The 23,364-nt window shown below is 71.1% G+C and carries 26 protein-coding genes and 1 pseudogene; 22 read left to right on the plus strand and 5 right to left on the minus strand.

The features are described from left to right. Window positions 1–55: 55 nt before the first annotated feature. The 19 genes from QQK45_RS14360 (at window position 56) to nrdF (ending at window position 17,075) form a co-directional block, all read left to right on the plus strand. Window positions 56–748 (plus strand): L-threonylcarbamoyladenylate synthase, encoded by a 693-nt coding sequence (locus QQK45_RS14360; RefSeq protein WP_284295061.1) that lies wholly within the window; start codon window positions 56–58, stop codon window positions 746–748. Further along, window positions 745–1,872 carry an MraY family glycosyltransferase gene (locus QQK45_RS14365; protein WP_284293889.1) on the plus strand — a complete coding sequence of 376 codons (1,128 nt, stop codon included), beginning with the start codon at window positions 745–747 and terminating at the stop codon, window positions 1,870–1,872. Before QQK45_RS14360 ends, QQK45_RS14365 begins: the two co-directional genes overlap by 4 nt. Window positions 1,873–2,062: 190 nt before the next feature. Continuing rightward, the gene (locus QQK45_RS14370; RefSeq protein ID WP_284293890.1) at window positions 2,063–2,326 is read left to right on the plus strand and encodes a Cg1360 family ATP-synthase-associated protein; all 264 of its coding nucleotides are present in this window, start codon (window positions 2,063–2,065) and stop codon (window positions 2,324–2,326) included. Window positions 2,327–2,584: 258 nt separating this feature from the next. Continuing rightward, window positions 2,585–3,388, plus strand: coding sequence for a F0F1 ATP synthase subunit A (atpB, locus tag QQK45_RS14375; protein ID WP_284293891.1), 804 nt, complete (start codon window positions 2,585–2,587; stop codon window positions 3,386–3,388). A 92-nt stretch (window positions 3,389–3,480) separates the two neighbouring features. Further along, entirely contained in the window at window positions 3,481–3,711 is a 231-nt protein-coding gene (gene atpE, locus QQK45_RS14380) for an ATP synthase F0 subunit C (RefSeq protein ID WP_284293892.1), read from the plus strand. Continuing rightward, window positions 3,711–4,319, plus strand: coding sequence for a F0F1 ATP synthase subunit B (locus QQK45_RS14385; protein ID WP_284295062.1), 609 nt, complete (start codon window positions 3,711–3,713; stop codon window positions 4,317–4,319). Before atpE ends, QQK45_RS14385 begins: the two co-directional genes overlap by 1 nt. Continuing rightward, window positions 4,316–5,164: a F0F1 ATP synthase subunit delta gene (locus QQK45_RS14390; RefSeq protein WP_348525241.1), complete on the plus strand. Its 849-nt coding sequence runs from the start codon at window positions 4,316–4,318 to the stop codon at window positions 5,162–5,164. The genes QQK45_RS14385 and QQK45_RS14390 overlap by 4 nt, the downstream gene beginning before the upstream one ends. A gap of 79 nt (window positions 5,165–5,243) precedes the next feature. Beyond that, window positions 5,244–6,872 carry a F0F1 ATP synthase subunit alpha gene (atpA, locus tag QQK45_RS14395; RefSeq protein WP_284293893.1) on the plus strand — a complete coding sequence of 543 codons (1,629 nt, stop codon included), beginning with the start codon at window positions 5,244–5,246 and terminating at the stop codon, window positions 6,870–6,872. 3 nt (window positions 6,873–6,875) lie between these two features. Beyond that, window positions 6,876–7,772 (plus strand): F0F1 ATP synthase subunit gamma, encoded by an 897-nt coding sequence (locus QQK45_RS14400; RefSeq protein WP_284293894.1) that lies wholly within the window; start codon window positions 6,876–6,878, stop codon window positions 7,770–7,772. A 13-nt stretch (window positions 7,773–7,785) separates the two neighbouring features. After that, entirely contained in the window at window positions 7,786–9,267 is a 1,482-nt protein-coding gene (atpD, locus tag QQK45_RS14405) for a F0F1 ATP synthase subunit beta (RefSeq protein WP_284293895.1), read from the plus strand. Between the two features lie 33 nt (window positions 9,268–9,300). Continuing rightward, window positions 9,301–9,585, plus strand: coding sequence for a F0F1 ATP synthase subunit epsilon (locus QQK45_RS14410; RefSeq protein ID WP_284293896.1), 285 nt, complete (start codon window positions 9,301–9,303; stop codon window positions 9,583–9,585). 12 nt (window positions 9,586–9,597) lie between these two features. Beyond that, a complete protein-coding gene (locus tag QQK45_RS14415; protein WP_284293897.1) occupies window positions 9,598–10,017 on the plus strand; it encodes a DUF2550 domain-containing protein in 420 nt (139 codons plus the stop codon). Window positions 10,018–10,082: 65 nt separating this feature from the next. Then, on the plus strand, window positions 10,083–10,778 hold the full coding sequence (gene nucS, locus QQK45_RS14420; protein WP_284293899.1) for an endonuclease NucS: 696 nt from the start codon (window positions 10,083–10,085) through the stop codon (window positions 10,776–10,778). Between the two features lie 350 nt (window positions 10,779–11,128). Then, a complete protein-coding gene (locus tag QQK45_RS22400; RefSeq protein WP_348525242.1) occupies window positions 11,129–11,698 on the plus strand; it encodes a hypothetical protein in 570 nt (189 codons plus the stop codon). Further along, entirely contained in the window at window positions 11,590–12,468 is an 879-nt protein-coding gene (locus tag QQK45_RS14425) for an N-acetylglucosamine-6-phosphate deacetylase (RefSeq protein WP_348525366.1), read from the plus strand. Before QQK45_RS22400 ends, QQK45_RS14425 begins: the two co-directional genes overlap by 109 nt. Window positions 12,469–12,976: 508 nt before the next feature. Then, on the plus strand, window positions 12,977–13,219 hold the full coding sequence (nrdH, locus tag QQK45_RS14430; RefSeq protein ID WP_284293900.1) for a glutaredoxin-like protein NrdH: 243 nt from the start codon (window positions 12,977–12,979) through the stop codon (window positions 13,217–13,219). 63 nt (window positions 13,220–13,282) lie between these two features. Continuing rightward, window positions 13,283–13,714 (plus strand): class Ib ribonucleoside-diphosphate reductase assembly flavoprotein NrdI, encoded by a 432-nt coding sequence (nrdI, locus tag QQK45_RS14435; RefSeq protein ID WP_284293902.1) that lies wholly within the window; start codon window positions 13,283–13,285, stop codon window positions 13,712–13,714. Continuing rightward, a complete protein-coding gene (nrdE, locus tag QQK45_RS14440; RefSeq protein WP_431310283.1) occupies window positions 13,711–15,873 on the plus strand; it encodes a class 1b ribonucleoside-diphosphate reductase subunit alpha in 2,163 nt (720 codons plus the stop codon). Before nrdI ends, nrdE begins: the two co-directional genes overlap by 4 nt. A gap of 221 nt (window positions 15,874–16,094) precedes the next feature. Continuing rightward, complete coding sequence (nrdF, locus tag QQK45_RS14445) at window positions 16,095–17,075, plus strand: class 1b ribonucleoside-diphosphate reductase subunit beta (RefSeq protein ID WP_284293903.1); 981 nt, start codon at window positions 16,095–16,097, stop codon at window positions 17,073–17,075. Between the two features lie 177 nt (window positions 17,076–17,252). On the opposite strand, the pseudogene QQK45_RS14450 reads toward nrdF, so the two are convergent. From QQK45_RS14450 to QQK45_RS14460, 3 genes and pseudogenes are all read right to left on the minus strand, one after another. Beyond that, window positions 17,253–17,648 (minus strand): annotated as a pseudogene (locus QQK45_RS14450) (phosphoribosyltransferase); the annotation flags it as partial. Between the two features lie 30 nt (window positions 17,649–17,678). Further along, complete coding sequence (locus QQK45_RS14455; RefSeq protein WP_284293904.1) at window positions 17,679–18,350, minus strand: TetR/AcrR family transcriptional regulator; 672 nt, start codon at window positions 18,348–18,350, stop codon at window positions 17,679–17,681. A 134-nt stretch (window positions 18,351–18,484) separates the two neighbouring features. Continuing rightward, complete coding sequence (locus QQK45_RS14460) at window positions 18,485–19,495, minus strand: FKBP-type peptidyl-prolyl cis-trans isomerase (protein WP_284293905.1); 1,011 nt, start codon at window positions 19,493–19,495, stop codon at window positions 18,485–18,487. Window positions 19,496–19,618: 123 nt separating this feature from the next. Between QQK45_RS14460 and QQK45_RS14465 the strand changes: the two genes are divergently transcribed. The 3 genes from QQK45_RS14465 to QQK45_RS14475 are packed head-to-tail and all read left to right on the plus strand — an operon-like array spanning window position 19,619 to window position 21,525. After that, window positions 19,619–19,912 (plus strand): hypothetical protein, encoded by a 294-nt coding sequence (locus QQK45_RS14465; RefSeq protein WP_284293906.1) that lies wholly within the window; start codon window positions 19,619–19,621, stop codon window positions 19,910–19,912. Window positions 19,913–19,957: 45 nt separating this feature from the next. Further along, a complete protein-coding gene (locus tag QQK45_RS14470; protein ID WP_284293907.1) occupies window positions 19,958–20,713 on the plus strand; it encodes an alpha/beta hydrolase in 756 nt (251 codons plus the stop codon). After that, window positions 20,710–21,525, plus strand: a complete 816-nt coding sequence (locus tag QQK45_RS14475) for an alpha/beta fold hydrolase (protein WP_284293908.1) — start codon at window positions 20,710–20,712, stop codon at window positions 21,523–21,525. Before QQK45_RS14470 ends, QQK45_RS14475 begins: the two co-directional genes overlap by 4 nt. Before the next feature lie 10 nt (window positions 21,526–21,535). Here the strand turns inward: QQK45_RS14475 and QQK45_RS14480 are convergent, their stop codons facing one another. Together QQK45_RS14480 and QQK45_RS14485 are read right to left on the minus strand one after the other, a co-directional pair. Beyond that, a complete protein-coding gene (locus QQK45_RS14480) occupies window positions 21,536–21,913 on the minus strand; it encodes a hypothetical protein (RefSeq protein ID WP_284293909.1) in 378 nt (125 codons plus the stop codon). Window positions 21,914–21,953: 40 nt separating this feature from the next. After that, on the minus strand, window positions 21,954–23,336 hold the full coding sequence (locus QQK45_RS14485; protein ID WP_284293910.1) for a coiled-coil domain-containing protein: 1,383 nt from the start codon (window positions 23,334–23,336) through the stop codon (window positions 21,954–21,956). Between the last annotated feature and the right edge of the window lie 28 nt (window positions 23,337–23,364).

A 23,364-nucleotide genomic window follows, 5' to 3' on the forward strand; every position in this document is an offset into this window, starting at 1 on the left:
GCACGGCCACCACCGACGGCGTGGGAGACTGGGCACCGTGACCTCGAGCACCCTCATGGACGTCAGCGACGAGGCCTCGCGGGGCCCCGGGATCGACGAGGCGGTCAACGTCGTCGGGCGGGGCGGTCTCATCGTCCTGCCGACGGACACGGTGTACGGGGTCGGCGCGGACGCGTTCAGCCCCGAGGCCGTCGCGGCCCTGCTCGCCGCGAAGGGTCGCGGCCGCCAGATGCCGCCTCCCGTCCTCGTGCCCGACGTGCGCACCCTCGACGGCCTGGCGACCGACGTGTCCGACGACGCGCGCGCGCTCGTCGGGGCGTTCTGGCCCGGCGGCTTCACGATCATCCTCGCGGCCCAGCCCTCGCTCATGTGGGACCTGGGGGAGACGCACGGGACCGTCGCGCTACGCATGCCCGACCATCCCGCGGCGCTCGCGCTGCTGCGCCGCACCGGGCCGCTCGCGGTCTCGAGCGCGAACCTCACCGGCAACCCGGCTGCGATGACGGCGCAGGACGCCCGCGACCAGCTCGGTGACTCCGTCACCCTCTACCTCGACGGCGGCCAGGCGCCCGGCGGCGTCGCGTCGACCATCGTCGACGCGACCGGGACCCGTCCGCGCGTCGTGCGCCAGGGTGCGCTCTCGCTCGAGGCCCTGCGCGCCGTCGTGCCGGGCGTGCTCGGCCCGGGCGAGACGGAGGACGCCGCGGGTACGTCCGACGCGGGCGGGGTGGGGGCCCCGGGCGCGTGAGGGTCTACCTGCTCGTCCTGCTCGTCGCCCTGGCGGTCACGCTCCTGACCGTTCCCCTCGCGCACTGGGTCGCGCTGCGCACGAACGCCATCACGGCGGTCCGCGACCGCGACGTCCACACCATCCCGACGCCGCGGCTCGGTGGCCTCGCGATGTGGTGCGGCCTCGCGGTGGCGGTCACGTTCGCGTCCGGCACCCCGTTCCTGCGCTCGACGTTCGCGGGGCCCGGTGGTCAGGAGCTGTGGGCGATCGTCATCGCCGCGGGCATGGTGTGCGCGCTCGGCATGGCCGACGACATCTGGGACCTCGACTGGCTGACCAAGCTCGTCGGACAGGTGCTCGCCGCGGGCTTCGTGGCGTGGCGCGGCGTCCAGCTCATCACCGTGCCCATCGGGGGCGTGACGATCGCGTCGGCTCGCCTGAGCCTGTTCGCAACGGTGATCGTCATCGTCGTCGCGATGAACGCCGTGAACTTCGTCGACGGCCTCGACGGCCTGGCCGCGGGGATGATCGCGATCGGCGGCACGGCGTTCTTCCTCTACACCTACCTGCTCACGCAGGCCCAGAACCCCGGCGACTACTCGAACCGCGCGACCGTCGTGCTGGCCGGCCTGGTCGGCGTCTGTCTGGGCTTCCTGCCCTACAACACGCACCCGGCCCGGATCTTCATGGGCGACTCCGGCTCGATGCTGCTCGGGCTCGTCCTGGCCTCCGCCGCGATCATCGTGACCGGGCAGATCGACCCCGAGAAGGTGTCGGTGGGCCAGCAGCTGCCGGCCTTCATCCCGATCCTGCTGCCGCTCGCGGTGATCCTGCTCCCGCTCCTCGACATGACGATGGCCGTGGTCAGACGGCTCGCGGCTGGCAAGTCGCCGTTCCACCCCGACCGGCTCCACATGCACCACCGGCTGCTCGCGCTCGGTCACTCGCACCAGCGCGCGGTCGTCATCATGTACCTGTGGACCGCGGTGTTCGCGTTCGGCGCCGCCGCGCTGGCCGTGTGGCCGGCCCGGAAGGTCGCCGTCGGCCTCGTGGTCGCCGTCGTCCTCGCCCTGGTCCTGACCCTCGGCCCGCTGCGCGGCCGTGTCCGCGCCCGCCGCACCAACCCCGGAGGCATCCGATGAGCCGTCCCGACGAGACCCCCGCCCCGAACCCCGCGCGCAAGGTCGTGAGCTCGGAGGCCGCGACGGCGCTGTTCCGGCGCGCGCTGCGCGACGTCCTCGTCTTCCTGGCCGCCGTGACGGTCGTCGGCGTCGTCCTGGGCGCGATCTTCGCCGGCACGAAGGGCGTCTGGGGGCGCTCCTGGGCGCCGCCGTGGCACTGGTCTTCTCGGGGACGACCGTGTGGTCCATGTGGCGGTCGTCGCACAGCTCGCCGGCGGCCATGCTGGGCATCGTGGCCGGCTCGTGGCTCGCCAAGATGATCGTCCTCATCGTCTCGCTGGTGGCGCTGCAGAGTCACGACTTCTACTCCAAGCCGGTCTTCCTCGTGGTCGTCCTGGTGGGCGTCCTCGGCTCGGTCGCGCTCGACACGATCAACTACCAGCGCGCACGCGTCCCCTACGTCGAACCGCAGTGAGATTGCCTGCCGGCAAAGGATTCGACAGTCCTCGTGGTGGGGGCCTGTGGGGTGGCTCACACCCCTCGGCGGACGGGCGGAGTTGGTGAGGTTCCCGTCATGACCGAGGCACAGCATGGGTTAGGATGATGCCCGAATCCATGACGGCCTAGGTCCGACGTCGTGCCATCCCGTGAGCGCTGAACCCTCCTTCGAGGTGTGGTGTACCGGGGTCGGCCGCACCCATGTCCGGACCGCACGACCAACCGGGAGCATGTCTTGTCCTTCCTTGCGACGACGCCTACCCTCGCCGCGGACGGTTTCCATGCCCCGAGCCTGGACGACTTCTTCCCGAACGGCTTCCTCTTCGAGGGGACCGCGTTCGAGATCAACCGGATCATGCTGGTCCGCTTCGTCGCGGTCGTCGCTCTCCTCCTCGTGTTCGTGCTCGCAGCGAAGCGCGCCAAGCTCGTCCCGGGCCGGTTCCAGGCGAGCGTCGAGTTCGTCCTCGACTTCGCCCGTCGCCAGATCGTCTACGAGATCCTCGGCGAGAAGGAGGGCAAGAAGTACGTCCCCGTGATCACGACGATCTTCTGCGGGATCCTCTTCTTCAACCTCACCGGCGTGGTGCCCTTCCTCAACATCGCCGGAACGGGCGTCGTCGGTCTGCCGCTCGTCTTCGCCCTCTGGGTCTACGGCATGTACCTCGGCGCGGGCGTCAAGAAGTTCGGCGTGGGCGGGTTCCTCAAGAACAACCTGTTCCCGGCCGGCACCCCGTGGCCCATCTACATCCTGCTGACGCCGCTCGAGTTCCTCCAGGTCTTCGTGATCCGCCCGGCCACGCTGGTCATCCGACTCCTGGCGAACATGATCTCCGGGCACCTGCTCATCGCGCTCTGTTTCGCCGCGACGCAGTACCTGCTCTTCTCCGCGACCCCCGCGCTCAAGGCGTTCGGTCTCGTGACGTTCGTCGGCGGCTTCGCGGCCTTCCTCCTCGAGGTCTTCGTGGCCTGCCTGCAGGCGTACGTCTTCGCGATCCTCGCCGCCGTGTACATCAACATGTCGATCGAGTCCGAGCACTGACGGCTCGCCAGACACAACGACGGGCCGACGGACGGGCCGTCGCGCACCACTCGACGCGCCGCGCGGCGCGCTGACGAAAGGAAACAGAACCAGTGGACACGACGAACATCGCCGCCGTCACGGGTAGCCTCTCGACGGTCGGGTACGGCCTCGCCGCGATCGGCCCGGGCATCGGCCTCGGCATCCTGTTCGGCAAGACGATCGAGGGCATGGCGCGCCAGCCCGAGATGTCCGGCCAGCTGCGTTCGTTCACCTTCATCGGCCTGGCGTTCATCGAGGTGCTCGCGCTCCTCGGCATCGTGACGCCGTTCTTCTTGAAGTGATCGGCGCGCAGCTGTCCTCCGCCGCGAGCGGCCTCGCGCTCGCCGCCGAGGACTCCGGTTCGGACCAGAACCCGCTCCTGCCCGAGACCTACGACATCATCTGGTCGCTGGTCATCGTGCTGGTGATCGGCTTCGTCTTCATCAAGTACGTCCTGCCGAAGTTCCAGGCCGTGCTCGACGAGCGCGCGGAGAAGATCCAGGGCGGCCTCGAGAAGGCCGAGAAGTCCCAGGAGGAGGCCGACGCTCTGCTGGCGCAGTACCACCAGCAGCTCCAGGAGGCCCGCACCGAGGCCGCGACCATCCGCGAGGAGGCGCGCGCCGAGGGCTCGGCCATCATCGAGGACCTGCGCCGCAAGGCGTCCGCCGACGCCGAGCGCATCGTGGGCTCCGCCCAGCGGCAGATCGAGGCGGAGCGTCAGGCTGCGTCGGTCTCGCTGCGCAACGACGTCGGCCAGCTCGCCACCGAGCTCGCGTCGCGCATCGTCGGCGAGTCGCTCGCCGACAGCGCGCGCCAGTCCCGCGTGGTGGACCGCTTCCTCGACGACCTCGAGAGCGGTGCCGCCGAGGTCGAGGCCGAGGCGACGACGACGGGTGGGGAAGCGCGATGACCACGGACGCGACGAGCACCACGAACGCCGTCATGCGCGGCGCTTCGGGCGCCTCGCTCGCGGGCGCCCAGGAGCGCTTCGAGCCCGTGCTCGGAGCTGCCGGCGCGGACGCGAGGGCGCTCGGCGAGCAGCTCTTCGCGCTCTCCGACGCGCTCGACGGGTCCGGGAGCCTGCGCCGCACGCTCACCGACCCGTCGCTGCCCGCCGAGGCCAAGGCCGCGGTGGCCCGCCAGCTCCTCGGTGCGTTCGACGAGCGCGTCCGCGACCTCGTGGAGTCCCTCGTGTCCGCGCGCTGGACCCACGAGCTGGACCTCGGCCACGCGGTCGAGCACCTCGCCCTCGAGGCGGTGCTCGCGTCGGCCCAGGCCCGCGAGGCGCTCGTGACGGTCGAGGACGAGCTGTTCCGCATCACGCGGCTGCTCTCCGGCCAGCGCGAGCTCCGGACGGCGCTCTCCGACACGCAGGCCACCCTGGAGAACCGGACCACGCTCGTCGACACGCTCCTCGCGGGCAAGGTCGACGACGTCACCCTGCTGCTCGCGCACCGGGCGACGACGAACCTGCGTCACCGACGGTTCGTGCCGAACCTGCTGGCGTACTCGGACATCGCGGCCGAGCGACGTCGTCGCCTCGTCGCCGGCGTCACGTCGGCGGTCGAGCTCACGCCCGCGCAGCTCGACCGGCTCGCCGGGATCCTCGAGCGTGCATACGGCCGCCCCGTCCAGCTCAACGTCACGGTCGACGCCGCAGTCCTCGGGGGACTGCGGGTCCAGGTCGGCGCCGACGTCATCGACTCGACCATGCTCTCGCGCCTCGCCGACGCCCGTCGGCGGCTCGTGAGCTGACCCGGGTGCCCACCGCCTCACGGCACCCCGACAGAACTCAGGCCGCACAGCCCGTGCGGTCACGACAGGAGAAGAACCCATGGCTGAGCTGACGATCCGGCCCGACGAGATCCGGGCCGCGCTGGACAGCTTCGTGAAGTCCTACGAGCCCGAGAACGCGGTCGCCGAAGAGGTCGGCCGTGTGACCCTCGCCGCGGACGGCATCGCGCAGGTCGAGGGCCTGCCCGGCGCCATGGCGAACGAGCTCCTGCGCTTCGAGGACGGGACCCTCGGTCTCGCGCTGAACCTCGACGTGCGTGAGATCGGTGTGGTCGTCCTGGGCGAGTTCACCGGTATCGAGGAGGGCCAGGAGGTCCGCCGGACCGGCGAGGTGCTCTCGGTCGCCGTCGGCGACGGCTACCTCGGTCGCGTGGTCGACCCGCTCGGCCAGCCGATCGACGGCCTCGGCGAGATCGCCACCGAGGGCCGCCGTGCGCTCGAGCTCCAGGCGCCCGGCGTCATGGACCGCAAGAGCGTGCACGAGCCGCTCCAGACCGGCCTCAAGGCCATCGACGCGATGATCCCGATCGGGCGCGGCCAGCGCCAGCTCATCATCGGCGACCGCCAGACCGGCAAGACGGCGATCGCGATCGACACGATCATCAACCAGAAGGCGAACTGGGACTCGGGCGACCCCGAGAAGCAGGTCCGCTGCATCTACGTCGCGATCGGCCAGAAGGGCTCCACCATCGCGGGCGTGCGTGGCGCCCTCGAGGAGGCCGGCGCGCTCGAGTACACGACGATCGTCGCGGCCCCCGCGTCCGACCCGGCGGGCTTCAAGTACCTGGCGCCCTACACCGGCTCGGCCATCGGCCAGCACTGGATGTACGGCGGCAAGCACGTCCTCATCGTGTTCGACGACCTGTCGAAGCAGGCCGAGGCCTACCGTGCCGTGTCGCTGCTGCTCCGCCGCCCGCCGGGCCGCGAGGCCTACCCGGGCGACGTCTTCTACCTGCACTCCCGCCTGCTCGAGCGCTGTGCCAAGCTCTCGGACAAGCTGGGCGCGGGCTCGATGACGGGCCTCCCGGTCATCGAGACCAAGGCCAACGACGTGTCGGCGTACATCCCGACCAACGTCATCTCCATCACCGACGGCCAGATCTTCCTGCAGTCGGACCTCTTCAACGCGGACCAGCGCCCCGCGGTCGACGTCGGCATCTCGGTGTCCCGCGTCGGCGGCTCGGCGCAGGTCAAGGCCATGAAGAAGGTCTCCGGCACGCTGAAGCTCGACCTGGCGCAGTACCGCTCGCTCGAGGCGTTCGCGATGTTCGCGTCCGACCTCGACGCGGCGTCCCGCGCGCAGCTCACCCGGGGCGCCCGCCTCACCGAGCTGCTCAAGCAGGGCCAGTACTCGCCGTACCCGGTCGAGGACCAGGTCGCGTCCATCTGGGCCGGCACCAAGGGCAAGCTCGACGACGTCCCGCTCGAGGACGTGCGTCGTTTCGAGTCCGAGCTGCTGGACTACCTGCGCCGCCACACCGAGGTGCTGAGCATCATCGGTGGGACGGGCAAGCTCGAGTCGGACACCGAGGAGTCCCTCGCGGCGGGCGTCGACGCGTTCCGCGAGACGTTCCTCAAGGGTGACGGCACGCCGCTCGTCGGCGAGGCCGCCGAGGACGAGGTGCCCGAGGTCGAGCAGGAGCAGATCGTCCGCCAGAAGAGGGCGTGACCCGTGGCAGGTTCCCAGCGCGTCTACAAGGCGCGCATCAAGTCGACGCAGTCGCTCAAGAAGATCTTCCGGGCGATGGAGCTGATCGCGGCCTCGCGCATCGGCAAGGCGCGTGACCGGGTCGCGGACTCGACCCCGTACGCCCGCGCGATCACGCGCGCGGTGTCCGCGGTCGCGACGCACGCTCGCGTCTCGCACCCGCTGACGACGCCGCGCACGGACACCGACGCGGTGGCCGTGCTGATCGTCACGTCGGACCGCGGCATGGCGGGCGCCTACGCGGCGTCGGCGATCCGCGAGACGGAGCGCCTGATCGACCACCTGCAGTCGCAGGGCAAGACGGTGCGGCTCTACGTCGCCGGTCGCCGCGCGGTCTCGTACTACGCGTTCCGTGGGCGCGAGCTCGCGGGCCAGTGGGTGGGCGGTTCGGACGCCCCGACGCCGGAGACGGCGGAGGAGATCGCCACCGAGCTCCTGCGCGCGTTCCGTGCGCCGGCGGACGAGGGCGGGGTCGCCGAGCTGCACGTCGCGTACACGCAGTTCGTCAACATGGTCACGCAGACGCCGCGCGTGATCCGGCTGCTGCCGCTCGAGGTCGTCGAGGAGGTCGTGCCGGCCCAGGAGGGCGAGATCCTCCCCGTGTACGACTTCGCGCCGTCCGCCGAGGCGGTGCTCGACGCGATCCTGCCGCGCTACGTGCGCACCCGGATCTTCAACTGCCTGCTGCAGGCGGCGGCGTCGGAGCTCGCCGCGCGCCAGCGGGCGATGCACACCGCGACCGAGAACGCCGAGGACCTGATCCGCATGTACACGCGGCTCGCGAACCAGGCCCGTCAGGCAGACATCACCCAGGAGATCAGCGAGATCGTGTCGGGCGCCGACGCGCTCGCTGCGTCGTGAGGAAGAGGACATCATGACCGCCACCACCGTGGAAGCCACGGCCCAGCACGCCAGCGGACCCGCCACGGGTCGCGTCGCGCGTGTGATCGGCCCCGTCGTCGACATCGAGTTCCCCGTCGACGCCATCCCCGACATCTACAACGCGCTGACGGTCGAGATCGACCTCTCCTCGCAGGGCGAGGGCGAGAAGGCCTTCACGCTCAAGCTCGAGGTCGCGCAGCACCTGGGCGACTCGCTCGTGCGCGCCATCGCGCTCAAGCCGACCGACGGCCTCGTCCGCGGCGCCGTCGTCACCGACACGGGCGCGCCCATCTCGGTGCCCGTCGGCGACGTCACCAAGGGCCACGTCTTCGACGTGACCGGTGAGGTCCTGAACGCCGAGCCGGGCGAGAAGATCGAGGTCACCGAGCGCTGGCCGATCCACCGCAAGCCCCCGGCCTTCGACCAGCTCGAGTCGAAGACCACCATGTTCGAGACGGGCATCAAGGTCATCGACCTCCTGACCCCGTACGTGCAGGGTGGGAAGATCGGCCTCTTCGGTGGTGCGGGCGTCGGCAAGACCGTCCTCATCCAGGAGATGATCTACCGCGTCGCCAACAACCACAACGGTGTGTCGGTGTTCGCGGGCGTCGGCGAGCGCACCCGTGAGGGCAACGACCTCATCGAGGAGATGACCGACTCGGGCGTCATCAAGCAGACGGCCCTCGTGTTCGGCCAGATGGACGAGCCGCCGGGCACGCGCCTCCGCGTCGCGCTGTCCGCCCTGACGATGGCGGAGTACTTCCGCGACGTGCAGATGCAGGACGTGCTGCTGTTCATCGACAACATCTTCCGCTTCACCCAGGCGGGTTCCGAGGTGTCGACGCTGCTCGGCCGCATGCCGTCCGCGGTGGGCTACCAGCCGAACCTCGCCGACGAGATGGGCGTGCTCCAGGAGCGCATCACCTCGACGCGCGGCCACTCGATCACCTCGCTGCAGGCGATCTACGTGCCGGCGGACGACTACACCGACCCGGCGCCGGCGACGACGTTCGCGCACCTCGACGCCACCACGGAGCTCAGCCGCGAGATCGCCTCGCGCGGTCTGTACCCCGCGGTGGACCCGCTGGCCTCGACCAGCCGCATCCTCGACCCGCGCTACGTGGGCAAGGACCACTACGAGGTCGCGACCCAGGTGAAGTCGATCCTGCAGCGCAACAAGGAGCTCCAGGACATCATCGCGATCCTCGGTGTGGACGAGCTCTCGGAGGAGGACAAGACGATCGTCGCGCGTGCGCGCCGCATCCAGCAGTTCCTCTCCCAGAACACGTACATGGCGGAGCAGTTCACGAATGTGCCCGGCTCGACCGTGCCGCTCTCGGAGACCGTCGAGGCCTTCCAGAAGATCGCGGCCGGCGAGTTCGACCACATCGCCGAGCAGGCCTTCTTCAACATCGGTGGCCTCGAGGACCTGGAGCGCAACTGGGCCCGCATCCAGAAGGAGTACGGCGTCTGACGCCGTCCGGACCGCATCGACTGAGGAGCAGCAGTGGCAGAGCTTGACGTGGACCTCGTGACCACGGACCGCACGATCTGGGCCGGCAAGGCCCGGCTCGTGGTGGCGCCCGCGGCCGACGGCGAGATCGGCGTGCTCGCAGGGCACACGCCGCTCCTGTCGGTGCTCAAGCCGGGCACCATCCGGGTCCGCCTCGCCGAGGGCGGCTCGGTCGAGGCCGACATCGAGGGTGGCTTCATCTCCGTCGACTCCAACCGCCTCACCGCGGTCGTCGACGGCGCCACCCTGCGCACCGGTTCGGTAACCGAGGCGCACTGAGGACCGCCTGACGTGACGCCCCTGGTCTGGATCCTGCTCGCGCTGCTCGTCGCAGCGTTCGCGGTGATCGGACTGGGGGCGTCTCGTCTGCGCACCCTCGCCGGCCGTACGGGCACGTTCGAGTGCGGCTTCCGCACGACGACGCGACGCGGCAGCCACGTGTCGCTCGGGTTCGCGCAGTTCCGCGCGCAGCGCGTCGACTGGTGGCGGTGCTGGTCGCTGTTCCCGCGGCCGAAGCGGTCGTGGCGGCGCGACCGTCTGCACGTCGTCTCCCGTGCGCTCGTCACGGGAGGCCCGCGGGGCGACGTCGTCGTCGTCCGGTGCGAGCACGAGGGCGTCGCGTTCGAGCTGACCATGGCGCCCGGCGCGTACGCGGGTCTCGCGGCGTGGCTCGAGGCGGCGCCGCCGTCCGTCCACGGCATGGTCGTCTAGGCTCGACGGCTGCGGGTCCCTCGTCGTCCCGTCCGCCCCGCCGAACCTCCCCGGAAGGATCCTCCGTGCGTCTCGTCGTCGCCGACTGCTCGGCACGCTACAGCGGCCGGCTCGCCGCCCAGCTCCCCTTCGCGACCCGCCTGCTCGTGGTCAAGGCGGACGGCAGCGTGCTGCTCCACTCGGACGGCGGCTCGTACAAGCCGCTCAACTGGATGAGCCCGCCGTGCACCCTGCTCGTGCACGAGCCGTCCGAGGAGCAGGCCGCGCAGGGCGTCACACAGGTGTGGACGGTCCAGCACCACAAGTCCGACGACCGCCTCGAGATCGAGCTCCATGCGGTCCACCACGACTCGGCGCACGAGCTGGGCGTGGACCCGGGGCTGATCAAGGACGGCGTCGAGGCGCACCTGCAGGAGCTGTTGGCCGCGCAGATCGAGCTGCTGGGCTCGGGGCACACCCTGGTGCGCCGCGAGTACCCGACGGCGATCGGCCCGGTCGACATCCTCGCGCGCGACGCGCAGGGCGGCTCGGTGGCCGTCGAGCTCAAGCGACGGGGCGACATCGACGGCGTCGAGCAGCTCACGCGGTACCTCGAGCTGCTCAACCGTGACCCGCTGCTCGCGCCGGTGCGAGGCGTGTTCGCCGCGCAGGAGATCAAGCCGCAGGCGCGCGTCCTCGCGACGGACCGGGGCATCCGGTGCCTCGTGCTGGACTACGACGCGATGCGCGGCGTCGACGACGTGGAGTCGCGGCTCTTCTGAGCGCCTGTTCGCCGACGGTACGTGTTGTGGTCGGGTTCGCGGGTGGGTGCGGCGAGGTGGTTCGGGCTGTCGTGCTTCGGCCCTGGGGGCCGTGCGCACTCTCTTACGCCCTTCACCACCTCCCCGCACCCACCCGCTCGACCGTTCCATCGCCGACACGTCGCGCGGCGTGTCCGGGCACGATCGGCATCGAATCGGCTTCAACGGTGCCGATCATGACCGCTCAGCACCCTGCCCGCGTCACCGTCGGCGTTCGCAGCGTCGCCCTCCCGCCCCGGACTGGACCACGGGCGCCGGACTGTACCCACGTGGGTTGTGAGGACCCCTGCCGAATGCGCGAGAATCGGACCATGACGTCCGACGCCGCTCCGTCCGTGCCCGCTCCCACGTCGACCTCGGCCGAGGGGAGGCGCGCGTTCCGGGGCCGTGTCGTCCTGCCGCACGAGGTGCTCGACGACGGTGCGGTCATCGTCGACGGGGCGACCATCGCCTGGGTGGGACGCACCGCTGATGCCGGTGCGGCGGGCTACGGCGAGGCCGTCGCGGCCGCGGGGCAGCCGGAGCCCGGCACGACGGTGCTGCCGGGACTGGTGGACCTGCACGACCACGGCGGCGGCGGTGCGAGCTTCCCCGACGCGGGCGACGCCGACACCGCCCGTGTGGCCGTCCGCGAGCACCTGGCGCACGGGACGACGAGCCTCGTCGCCTCGCTCGTCACGGCCCCCCGCGACGTGCTCCTCGAACGGACCGCGATGCTCGCCGACCTCGCGGACGCGGGGAGGTCGCCGGCATCCACCTCGAGGGCCCGTTCCTGTCCCCGGACCGCTGCGGCGCCCAGAACCCCGCCGACATGCTCGCGGGCGACCCGGAGCTCGTCCGCGCGATCGCCGCCGCGGCGCGCGGGCACCTCGTCACCATGACCGTGGCGCCGGAGGTCGTGGGCGTCCAGGAGCCGGGCGGGGTGATCGAGACGCTCGTCGAGGTCGGTGCCGTCCCGTCGGTCGGGCACACCGACGCGCACTGGAGCGTCACCGAGGCCGCCATCGCCGTCGGGTCCGCCGCGCTGGACGGCGCGGGCGTCACCGCTCGCTCCGGCCGGCTGACGGCCACGCACCTGTTCAACGGCATGCGTCCGCTGCACCACCGGGACCCCGGCCCGATCGCGGCCTGCCTGGAGGCCGCGAAGCGCGGCAAGGTCGTCGTCGAGCTCGTCGGCGACGGCACGCACCTCGACCCGGGGACCGTCGCGACGGTCTTCGAGCTCGTCGGGGCCGACGCGATCGCCCTCGTGACGGACGCCATGGCGGCCGCGGGGATGCCCGACGGCTCGTACCAGCTCGGCCCGATGGCCGTCGTCGTCGCGGACGGCGTGGCGCGCCTGGCGGACGGCACCGCGGAGGGCGGGGCGATCGCGGGCGGCACGGCGCACCTGATCGACGTCGTGCGGCACACCGTGGCGGCGGGCATCGCCCTGCCCGACGCCGTCCGTGCGGCCTCGCTGACGCCCGCCGGCGTCCTGGGCCGGGCCGACGTCGGCGCCCTGGAGGCGGGCCGGCGTGCCGACCTCGTGGTGACCGACGCCGACCTCACCGTGCGCGCGGTCGTGCGGGCGGGGAGGCCGTGGCCTGACCCTGGCAGCACCCGCGACACGCCGACACGTGCGACACGCCGGTCGGCGAGAAGAATTTGAGCCGCCCTCGAGGCCGTCGCAGGTCCGCTATGTCCGGATCTACGGCGGCCTCGTCGTGCTCCGCGGAACGGGGCAAATCGCCCCGGACGCAGCACCCCACAGGGTGTGGAACACCATCCTGCACACCCTGTGGACGGTGCCGGTCGGGGCGCAGAGGGACGCCGATCGAGCGGTGGACAACGCGGTGTGTCAGTGGCTCCTGGGACCCTCGAAGAAGGACTCGACAGGGCCCTTGAAGTCCGCGTCGGAAGGTGGTGACGAACGCCGATGGGTGAAGTTCGACCACAGCATCTAGTGCCCGCGCGGCCATCGACCCCTAGGTATAGTGTTCTGCACCGAGGGAGCATCACACTCCCGAACGAATGACACAGACGTAGTTCCACCGGCGTCGTTCGAGGTCAGAGGGCCTCCCGGCCACCCCACGAGGGGCTGGGAAGCGACCCACCGCGAACCGTCGGCCGACCTCGCCACCACAGTCGGGCACCACGAAGACACGAAGGGGACAGCGATGAGCATCACGGTCTACAGCAAGCCGGCGTGCGTCCAGTGCGAGGCGACCAAGCGCGCGCTCGACAAGAAGGGCCTCGAGTACGACGTCGTGGACGTCACCGAGGACCCCGAGGCGCTGGCCCTCGTCCGTGAGCTCGGCTACCTCCAGGCGCCCGTCGTGGTGGCGGACGACACGCACTGGTCGGGCTTCCGCCCCGACCAGATCACCGCGCTCGCCGTGAAGGTCGCCACGCTCGCCTGACGCGCACCGCTCGCCCGAGCGGCACCGCACCACCTGATCCACCGCCGTCGCAGGGAGGACACCATGGGTGACCTCGTCTACTTCTCCAGCGTCTCGGAGAACACGCACCGCTTCGTCCAGAAGCTGCGGCTCTCCGAGCTGGGGATGGGCGTCCGGCGGATCCCGCTGCGGCCCACCGAGGGCTTCCTGCGGGTCGACGAGCCCTACGTGCTCCTCGTCCCGACGTACGGCGGGGGGAACGAGGGCGGCGCGGTGCCGCGACAGGTCGTGAAGTTCCTCAACGACCCGCACAACCGTTCCCTCATCCGCGGCGTCGTCGCGGCCGGGAACACCAACTTCGGCGAGGCGTACTGCATCGCCGGCGACATCATCTCCGCGAAGTGCCAGGTCCCGTACCTGTATGCCTTCGAACTGCTTGGGACAGCCGAGGACGTCACACGCGTCCGCGACGGATTGGGGCGATTTTGGCAACGACAGCAGCAGATCCCGGCGTGAGCACCAGCCTCGCCACCGCCCCGGGCGAGGTCTCGGCCCCCGGTCTCGTGGAGCTCGACTACCACGCGCTCAACGCGATGCTGAACCTCTACGGCGCGGACGGGAAGATCCAGTTCGACCGTGACCGTCAGGCCGCGCGGCAGTACTTCCTGCAGCACGTCAACCAGAACACGGTCTTCTTCCACGACCTCGACGAGAAGCTCGACTACCTGGTCGACAACGACTACTACGAGTCCGAGGTCCTCGAGCAGTACTCGCGGCAGTTCGTGAAGCAGCTCTTCGAGCTCGCCTACTCCAAGAAGTTCCGCTTCGACACGTTCCTCGGTGCGTTCAAGTACTACACGAGCTACACGCTCAAGACCTTCGACGGGAAGCGCTACCTCGAGCGGTTCGAGGACCGCGTGTGCATGGTCGCGCTGAGCCTCGCCGCCGGCGACGAGCAGCTCGCGACCGAGATCGTCGAGGAGGTCATCTCGGGCCGGTTCCAGCCCGCGACGCCCACGTTCCTCAACGCCGGCAAGAAGCAGCGCGGCGAGCCCGTGTCCTGCTTCCTGCTGCGCATCGAGGACAACATGGAGTCGATCGCGCGCGGCATCAACTCCGCGCTGCAGCTCTCCAAGCGCGGCGGCGGCGTGGCCCTCCTGCTCAGCAACATCCGCGAGCACGGCGCGCCGATCAAGAAGATCGAGAACCAGTCGTCGGGCGTCATCCCCGTGATGAAGCTCCTCGAGGACTCGTTCTCCTACGCGAACCAGCTCGGCGCACGCCAGGGCGCGGGCGCGGTCTACCTGAACGCGCACCACCCCGACATCATGCGGTTCCTCGACACCAAGCGCGAGAACGCGGACGAGAAGATCCGCATCAAGACGCTCTCGCTCGGCGTCGTCATCCCCGACATCACGTTCGAGCTCGCGCGCAAGAACGAGGACATGTACCTGTTCTCGCCGTACGACGTCGAGCGGATCTACGGCAAGGCGTTCGCCGACATCTCGGTCACCGAGAAGTACGACGAGATGGTCGACGACCCGCGCATCAAGAAGACGAAGATCAACGCGCGCCAGTTCTTCCAGACGCTCGCCGAGCTGCAGTTCGAGTCCGGGTACCCGTACATCATGTTCGAGGACACGGTGAACAAGGCCAACCCCAACGAGGGCAAGGTCACCCACTCGAACCTGTGCTCGGAGATCCTCCAGGTCTCGACGCCGTCGACGTTCAACGACGACCTGTCCTACGCGCACACCGGCCGCGACATCTCGTGCAACCTCGGCTCGCTGAACATCGCGAAGACGATGGACTCGCCGGACCTCGCGAAGACCGTCGAGACCGCGATCCGCGCGCTCACGGCCGTCGCCGACCAGACCGCGATCGACTCGGTGCCGTCCGTGCGCCGCGCGAACGACCTCGGGCACGCCATCGGCCTCGGCCAGATGAACCTCCACGGCTACCTCGCCCGCGAGCGCGTGCACTACGGGTCCGAGGAGGGCGTCGACTTCACCAACATCTACTTCTACACGGTCGCGTTCCACGCGATCGCGGCCTCCAACAAGCTCGCCATCGAGCGCGGCCAGAAGTACTACAACTTCGAGAAGTCGACCTACGCGAGCGGCGCGTACTTCGACAAGTACACCGACCGGGTGTGGGAGCCCGCGACGCCGCGCGTCGCCGAGCTCTTCGCGGAGGCGGGCGTGCGCATCCCGACCCAGGACGACTGGCGCGCGCTCAAGGCCTCCGTCATGGAGCACGGCCTCTACAACCAGAACCTGCAGGCCGTCCCGCCGACGGGCTCGATCTCGTACATCAACAACTCGACGTCGTCGATCCACCCGGTGCCCTCGAAGATCGAGATCCGCAAGGAGGGCAAGCTCGGGCGCGTCTACTACCCGGCGCCCTACCTCACGAACGACAACCTCGAGTACTACGAGGACGCGTACGAGATCGGCTACGAGAAGATCATCGACACCTACGCGGCCGCAACGCAGCACGTCGACCAGGGCTTGTCGCTCACGCTGTTCTTCAAGGACACCGCGACCACGCGCGACGTCAACCGGGCGCAGATCTACGCCTGGAAGAAGGGCATCAAGACCCTGTACTACATCCGGGTCCGCCAGATGGCGTTGGAGGGGACCGAGGTGGACGGTTGCGTCTCGTGCATGCTCTGAGCAACTAAATCGGGTCCGCGGTGCCGCGGGGAACGATGCGCCGGGTCTTCCATCCGGCCGCTCGTTCCTCGCGGCCCCCGTCAGTCCCACCACGACCGGGCACATCGTCCCCGTGTCACCGCTCGCCCGTCCGGTCACCCTCGTGCACGACGACGCAGCACAGGTCCGCAGATCGTCAGCCGCCTCGGTTCCCCGGGGGCAGAGGAAAGAAGAAGTCGAAGATGTCACCCTCTGGGAAGCTCAAGCTCATCGATCGTGTCACCGCGATCAACTGGAACCGGCTCGAGGACGACAAGGACCTCGAGGTCTGGGAGCGGTTGACCGGGAACTTCTGGCTGCCCGAGAAGGTGCCGGTGTCGAACGACATCCAGAGCTGGCACAGCCTCACGCCGCAGGAGCAGGAGCTCACCACGCGCGTGTTCACCGGCCTGACGCTGCTCGACACGATCCAGGGGACCGTGGGGGCCGTGAGCCTCATCCCGGACGCTCTGACGCCGCACGAGGAGGCCGTCTACACGAACATCGCGTTCATGGAGTCGGTGCACGCGAAGTCGTACTCCTCGATCTTCTCGACGCTGATCTCGACGCAGGAGATCGACGAGGCGTTCCGCTGGTCCGAGGAGAACCCGAACCTGCAGCGCAAGGCCGAGATCGTCCTCGAGTACTACCGGGGCGACTCGCCGCTCAAGCGCAAGGTCGCCTCGACGCTGCTCGAGTCGTTCCTGTTCTACTCCGGCTTCTACCTGCCGATGCACTGGTCGAGCCGCGCCAAGCTCACCAACACCGCCGACCTCATCCGCCTCATCATCCGCGACGAGGCCGTGCACGGGTACTACATCGGCTACAAGTACCAGAAGGGCCTCGAGCTCCTCACGGAGGCCGAGCGCGACGACCTCAAGGCGTACACGTTCGAGCTCCTCTTCGAGCTCTACGAGAACGAGGTCCAGTACACCGAGGACCTCTACGACGGTGTCGGGCTCACCGAGGACGTCAAGAAGTTCCTGCGCTACAACGCCAACAAGGCCCTCATGAACCTGGGCTACGAGGCGCTGTTCCCCAAGGACGAGACCGACGTCAACCCGGCCATCCTCGCCGCGCTGAGCCCCAACGCCGACGAGAACCACGACTTCTTCTCCGGCTCCGGCTCCTCGTACGTCATCGGCAAGGCCGTGGCCACCGAGGACGAGGACTGGGAGTTCTGACACCCTCGCGCTCCCCGGAGGGGCGGCGCGCTCGGCCGCCCGCCCCTCCGGCGGGCCGGTGGCCCAGGAGTCCAGCCGATCAGGCGAGCGAACGATCCTCCGTGACCGGGGGAGCGCGGACCACGGGAACGTGATCCAGAGGTCCGTGTCGCGCCACGAGTACTCGGGCTTCACGATCGATCGCGGCTTCGTGTACAGCACCGCGGAACGGACGTCGGCGCCGTGCCCCGCGAGCATGTCGAGGACGAGCCGGAGGGTCCGCCCGGAGTCGGCGACGTCGTCGACCACGAGCACGCGCTTGCCGCCCAGGTCCTCGACGTCCATGAGGGGCGGGAGCACGCGCGGGTCGTCGAGCGTACGGCCGATGTCGGTGTAGAACTCGACGTTGAGCGTGCCGACGCCCTTCGAGCCGAGCGCGTAGGCGAGCGAGCCGCCCGGGACGAGGCCGCCGCGCGCGACCGCGACGACGACGTCGGGCAACCACCCGCTGTCGGTCACCTGGAGGGCGAGCTCGCGCGATGCGCGGCCGAACAGGTCCCAGGTGAGGACCTCTCGCTCGAAGGACACCGTCATGCCCCGACCCTATCGGCCGCGGCGGGTGCGTCAGTGCGGCGTCCTGATGCCCGCGAGGATGAGGTCGACCCCCGCGAGGAACTGCTCGCGGTCGTCGTGGTCCGCGAGCTGGGGCGCGACCTTGCTGAGGAAGGGGTGCTGCTCTGCGTCCAGGTCGGTCCAGCGCGTCGCGACCTGCTCGAGGAACGCGGTCCGGCCCTCGTCGTGGACGTGGAGGCGTGCGTTCGCCGCGTTCTGGCCGGCGACCCCGACGATGTAGTTCGTGAGCGCGGAGGCGGCGTCGAAGAGGGCGCGGTCGGGCGTGCCGAACGACTCGAGCCGCTGCCCGATGGCCTCGAGGATCTGCTGCATCGCGAGCTGGAGAGGTTCGCGCGCGAGCTGGCTGCCCACCCACGGGTGGGCGTCGATGGCGTCGAAGATCCGCAGCGCCAGCGTCCGGACCTCCTGCTCGGGGTCCGCCTCGCTCGCGGCTCCGCCCAGCGCGCGAGCGACGACGTCGTCGGTCGCGGCCGCGAGCAGCTCGCTCTTGTTCGCCACGTGCCAGTAGATCGCCCCGCTGCCGGTGGCGAGCCGCGCAGCGAGCGCACGGAACGTCAGCGCGCTCTCGCCGTCGGCGTCGAGGATCTCGATCGCCGCCTCGACGATGCGCGCGCGGGAGAGTGCGTCCGTCCGTCGTTCCGTGCGTCGCGTGGTGGTCGCCATGCCCACCATCGTGGCACCACTGGAATCACGTTCCAAGCGCGCGCCGTGCGGCCGTCGCCGACGACACGGTCCCGGAGACGACGACGGCGCCGCTCCCCGGGTGGGGAACGGCGCCGTCGGGCGCCGGCCTGCGATCAGGCGCCGGGCTCGGCGTCGAGGATGTCGACCACGAAGGCCAGCGGCGCGTTCTTCGGGATGTTCGAGCCCTCGGGCGGGTTGGCGCCGTAGGCCTTGTCCGCCGGGATGACGAGCAGGACCTGGCTGCCGACCGTCTGGCCGGTGAGGCCCGTGGTCCACCCCTCGATGACCCCGCCGGCGAGCGAGAAGGTGGCGGGCTTGGCGCCACGCGACCAGCTCGAGTCGAAGGACTTGCCGTCCATCGTCCAGCCGGAGTACTGCGCGATCACGGTGTCCGTCGCCTTGACCTTCGCGCCGTCGCCCTTGATCAGCGTCTGCGCGGTGACCTTGGACGGTGCCTTGTAGCCCTTGGCGATGGTGATGCTCGGCTCGCCGGTCTTGGAGTCGACCTTCACGGTGGGAAGGCCCGACTTCGGCTTCACGGCCGTCCCCTCGGCGCGCGTGCCGACCTCCTTCACGGACGCCACGTCCAGGCTGTACACATAGGTCGTCGGGTTGCCCGACGAGTCCTGCGACGGCGCGGCGTAGACGATGCGCGCGCCGGCCTTCTGGCCGTCGAGGGCCGCGGCGAGCTGCGGGACGATCGTCGTCTTGTCGAAGTACATGGCCTGCGGCTTGCCCGAGTACGTGTCGCCGAGCGCCGTGCCGTCACCCTGCAGGGCGATGCTGTTCAGGAGGACGACCTCGCCCTCCTTGATCGTGGCGCCCGTGCCGGGCGTGTCCACGCGGGCCACGGCGCCCGTCACCGAGAAGTTCTTCGGGACGGTCACGGTCGGCTTCTTGCCGACGTCGCCCTTGACGGTGACCTCCTTGAGCGCGGCCACGTCGGCGGCGCTCGCGGTGGCCGTGTCGCTCGCAGCGGCGGTGGTCGAGGTGCCGGACGGCGTCGACGACGAGCCGCCGTCGCTGTCGCTCGAGCAGCCGGCCAGGGCGAGCGACCCGGCGAGCGCGACGACGGCGGCGAGGCCCGTCACGCTCCGGGCGCGGAGCACGGTGCGGTTCTTCACGAGGGGTGATCCTTCGGGTCGTGGACGCGGCCTTCCGGCTGCGAGGCTCGGGCTACCTTAGCGGCCCAGTCTGTGAGGTCCCTGGCCGCGAACCGGGGACGGGGCGTCTGCCAGAATCGGTGGGTGCCCACCTCCCGTCGCTCGCGCCGGCACCAGCCCGGCCACCGCCCGCTCGACGAGACGCGCGCCCGCGGGGGTGCGCGCGTCGAGCACGGGCCCGACGGCGAGTGGACCGTGCGGACGGTCCGGTCGGCCGACAAGAGCTACACGTGCCCCGGCTGCCGGCAGGTGATCCCGCCCGGCGTCGAGCACGTCGTGGCCTGGGCCAACGACGGGATGTTCGGTGCCGACGCCGCCCTCGACGCTCGACGCCACTGGCACACCGCCTGCTGGGCCGCCCGGCTGCGTCGGCGGTAGCCCACGACCGGGCCCGGCGCGCCGTCGTCGGTAGGCTCGGGGGCGATGACCAGCACCGAGCCCGTCCGGGCCATGACCGTCCTGCCCGCGCGCCGCGAGGACGTCGAGCTGCACACCGCCGACGGCCTGACGCTCGTGGGCGAGCTCGCCCTCCCGGCGAACCGGGACCCCGCGGCGACGCTCGTGACGCTCCACCCGCTCCCCACGCACGGTGGCTTCATGGACTCGCACGTGTTCCGGAAGGCCGCCTGGCGGCTGCCCGCTCTCGCGGACCTCGCCGTCCTCCGGTTCAACACGCGCGGCACGTCGTCCCCTCGCGGGATGAGCGAGGGCGCGTTCGACGGCGGCGACGCGGAGCGGTTCGACGTCGAGGCGGCCGTCGAGCTCGTCGAGCAGCGCGACCTCCCGCACCCGTGGCTCGTCGGCTGGTCGTTCGGCACCGAGCTCGCGCTCAGGCACGGCGCCGACCCGGCCGTGGAGGGCGCGATCCTGCTCTCGCCGCCGCTGCACCGTGCCACCGACGCGGACCTCGACGCCTGGGCCGCCTTCGGGCGCCCGCTGGTCGTCCTCGCCCCCGAGCACGACGACTACCTGCGCCCCGACGAGGCGCGCCGGCGGTTCGCGCGCGTCCCGCAGGCCGAGGTGATCGCCGTCGACGGCGGCAAGCACCTGTGGGTGGGGGAGAGCCACGTGCGCCGTGTGCTCGACGAGATCGTCCGGCGCGTCAACCCGGCGTGCCCCGTGCCGCTGTCCACCGAGTACGTCCCGACCGAGTACGTCCCGAACGGAGCAGACCGATGACCGACCAGCACCCCGACGACGTGCTCACCGCCGTGCTCCACGCGAGCGGCGCGACGGACGGCGACGAGCTGCCCGTCGTCCTCGTGCACGGGTTCCCCGTCGACCACCGCATGTGGGACGAGACGATCGACCAGCTCGGCGTCGCGACCCTCGCGGTCGACCTGCCGGGGTTCGGCGACGCGCCCGACGCGACGGGCGAGCCGTCGGTCGAGGCGTTCGCCGACGCCGTCGCGACGGCCCTCGACGCGCACGGCGTCGGCCGTGCGGTGGTGGCGGGCATGTCCATGGGCGGCTACGTCGCGCTGGCGCTCGCCGAGCGACGTCCCGACCTGGTCGCCGGCCTCGCGCTCGTCGACACGAAGACCGTCGACGACGCGCCCGCCGCGCGCGAGAACCGCCTCCGCATCGCGGCCGAGGCGGAGGCGAGCGGTACCGTCGACGCGGTCCGCGGCATGAGCGAGACCATGCTCGGCGAGACGTCCCGGCGCACCCGCCCCGACCTCGTCTCGACCGTCGCGGGCTGGATCGACGCGCAGCGGCCCGCCTCGGTCGCCTGGGCGCAGCGTGCCATGGCCGCCCGGCCCGACCGCACCGCCGTCCTCGAGGCGTACGAGGGGCCGGTGACCGTCGTCGTCGGGACGGAGGACGAGCTCACGCCCGTCGAGGACGCCGAGCACACGCTCGAGCACACGAGCGCGGCCAGCGACGCGGCTCTCGTGCTCGCGCCCGAGGCCGGGCACCTGGCGCCCCTCGAGGCCCCCGCGCACGTCGCGGGCGCGCTCGAGCGCCTGCACCGGCGAGCGTCAGCCTGATCCCGAGCGGTCAGGAGGGCCGGAGCGCGCGCTCGAGCGCCACGTCCAGGTCGACCGACTCGCCGTCCCGACCGCCCGCGCCCAGCACGAGCGGCGGGTCGCTCGGCACCGGTGTGGTCCCCGCCAGCCGCGCCCGGAGGCTCCGGGGCGCCGTCAGGACGTAGAACTCCCCGTCCTCGCCGACGGCGGCCGTCCGGTCCGCGCGCAGGTACCAGCCGTGCAGCGGCGTCCGGTACGAGCCGCGCCCGCCGTACGCCCGGACGCGCAGCGGCGCCGGGGCGATCCCGCGCTCGCGGGCCCGCTCGACGAACGATTCGACCATCCGTCGCGCGGCAGCCGACTCGGCGGCCCGGCGGGCGTCGAGCCGCGCCGCGAGCTCGTGCGCCATGCGCGCACGGCGGGCCCGCTCCTCGGAGGCGTCGGGCGCGTCAGGCGTGAGCCTGCTCCTCCGCCTCGTCCTTCACGGGCTCCCCGGCGTCGTCGGTGTCGTCCGCCGTCACGACGGTTGCCGCGGCGCGCGCGCGCTGGGCCCGGGTGCCCGACGCGGTCGGCGGCTTGGGCGGCAGCGGCGGGGTGAGCATCGCGGGCGTCTCGACCCGCTCGGACAGCAGCGCACGCAGCTCGTCGAGGTACGTCGTGATCGACTCGTGCTGGCGGCTGAGGTCCTGGAGCTGCCGCGTCGCTGCGAGGCGGTGCTGCTCGGCCTCGAGCGTCGCGTCCGCAACCGTCTGGTCGGCGAACGTGCGAGCATCCGCGAGGATCCGGTCCGCGTTGGCTCGGGCCGTCGCCAGCAGGTCCTTCGCGTACTCGTCGGACTCGCTGCGCACCTTCTCGGCGTGCTCGAGGGCCGCGGCCACGCGCTCCTCGGCCTCCGCGGCCTGCGACTCGGCGGCCGCGACGAGCGCCGCGGTCTCCTTCTGGGCGCTCGCGTGCCGCTCGGCGGCCTCACGCTCGACCTCCTCGCGCCGGGACACGATGGCCATCTCGGCCTCGGCGAGCGCGACGCGCGCCTTCTCGTGCAGCTCCTCGGTCTCCGCGGTGACAGCGGCCGCAGCCTCCTTGCCGGCGCGCTTCGCGTCCGCGAGCTGGCGCTCGGCCTCGGCGCGCGTCCGCTCGCGCAGCTCGCTGGTCTCCTTCTCCGCGGCCTCGCGCAGCGCCGTCGTCTCCGCGGCGACCTCCGCGCGCAGCGCCGCCGCCTCGTTCTCCGTCTTGACTCGGAGCTCGGTGGTCTCGCGCTCGGTGACCGCCTTGGCCTGCGCGAGCTCACGCTCGAGCGTGGTGCGGCGCTCGTGCTCCTCGGTGGCGAGCGCACTCTGGATGCGGGAGGCCTCGCGCTCCGCGGACCCGACGAGCTCCTCCGCCCGCCGCTGTGCGTTCACGAGCGTCGTCTCGGCCTCGCTGGTCGCGGCCGATCGGATCTCGTCGGACTCGCGCCGCGCGTCGGCGACGAGCTCGGCGACCTCCGTCTCGGCGCGGTTGCGGATCTGTCCCGCGGCGAGGTTGGCGCGCGCCATGATGTCGGACGCCTGCTGGTTGGCCTGCGCGAGGATGTCCGAGGACTGCTCCTCCGCGGTCCGCAGGAGCTGCTCGATGCGGGAGCCCAGGCCCGAGTAGGACGGGCGCTCGACCTCGCGCGCCTGCCGCTGCGCGTCGGCGACCTCGGCAGTGAGCTGCTGGACCCGGACGTCGAGGGACTCGACCTGGCCGTGGGCCTCGTCGAGCGACTTCTCGAGGTTGGCGATGCGGTTGTCGACCAGACCGCGGTCGTAACCGCGCATGACGATCGGGAACAGGGACTGCTCGTCGGACACGAAGACCTCCACGGGTGCGTGACGGCCG

Source organism: Luteimicrobium album (assembly GCF_030161555.1).
Classification (GTDB): Bacteria; Actinomycetota; Actinomycetes; order Actinomycetales; family Cellulomonadaceae; genus Luteimicrobium; species Luteimicrobium album.

Bases quoted from the DNA above. Each gene is read 5' to 3' on its own strand.
- QQK45_RS14360 (WP_284295061.1), top strand. From the start codon at position 56: ATGGACGTCAGCGACGAGGCCTCGCGGGGCCCCGGGATCGACGAGGCG.
- QQK45_RS14390 (WP_348525241.1), top strand. From the start codon at position 4,316: ATGACCACGGACGCGACGAGCACCACGAACGCCGTCATGCGCGGCGCT.
- atpA (WP_284293893.1), top strand. From the start codon at position 5,244: ATGGCTGAGCTGACGATCCGGCCCGACGAGATCCGGGCCGCGCTGGAC.
- atpD (WP_284293895.1), top strand. From the start codon at position 7,786: ATGACCGCCACCACCGTGGAAGCCACGGCCCAGCACGCCAGCGGACCC.
- QQK45_RS22400 (WP_348525242.1), top strand. From the start codon at position 11,129: ATGACGTCCGACGCCGCTCCGTCCGTGCCCGCTCCCACGTCGACCTCG.
- nrdH (WP_284293900.1), top strand. From the start codon at position 12,977: ATGAGCATCACGGTCTACAGCAAGCCGGCGTGCGTCCAGTGCGAGGCG.
- nrdI (WP_284293902.1), top strand. From the start codon at position 13,283: ATGGGTGACCTCGTCTACTTCTCCAGCGTCTCGGAGAACACGCACCGC.
- nrdF (WP_284293903.1), top strand. From the start codon at position 16,095: ATGTCACCCTCTGGGAAGCTCAAGCTCATCGATCGTGTCACCGCGATC.
- QQK45_RS14455 (WP_284293904.1), bottom strand. From the start codon at position 18,350: ATGGCGACCACCACGCGACGCACGGAACGACGGACGGACGCACTCTCC.
- QQK45_RS14470 (WP_284293907.1), top strand. From the start codon at position 19,958: ATGACCAGCACCGAGCCCGTCCGGGCCATGACCGTCCTGCCCGCGCGC.
- QQK45_RS14475 (WP_284293908.1), top strand. From the start codon at position 20,710: ATGACCGACCAGCACCCCGACGACGTGCTCACCGCCGTGCTCCACGCG.
- QQK45_RS14480 (WP_284293909.1), bottom strand. From the start codon at position 21,913: ATGGCGCACGAGCTCGCGGCGCGGCTCGACGCCCGCCGGGCCGCCGAG.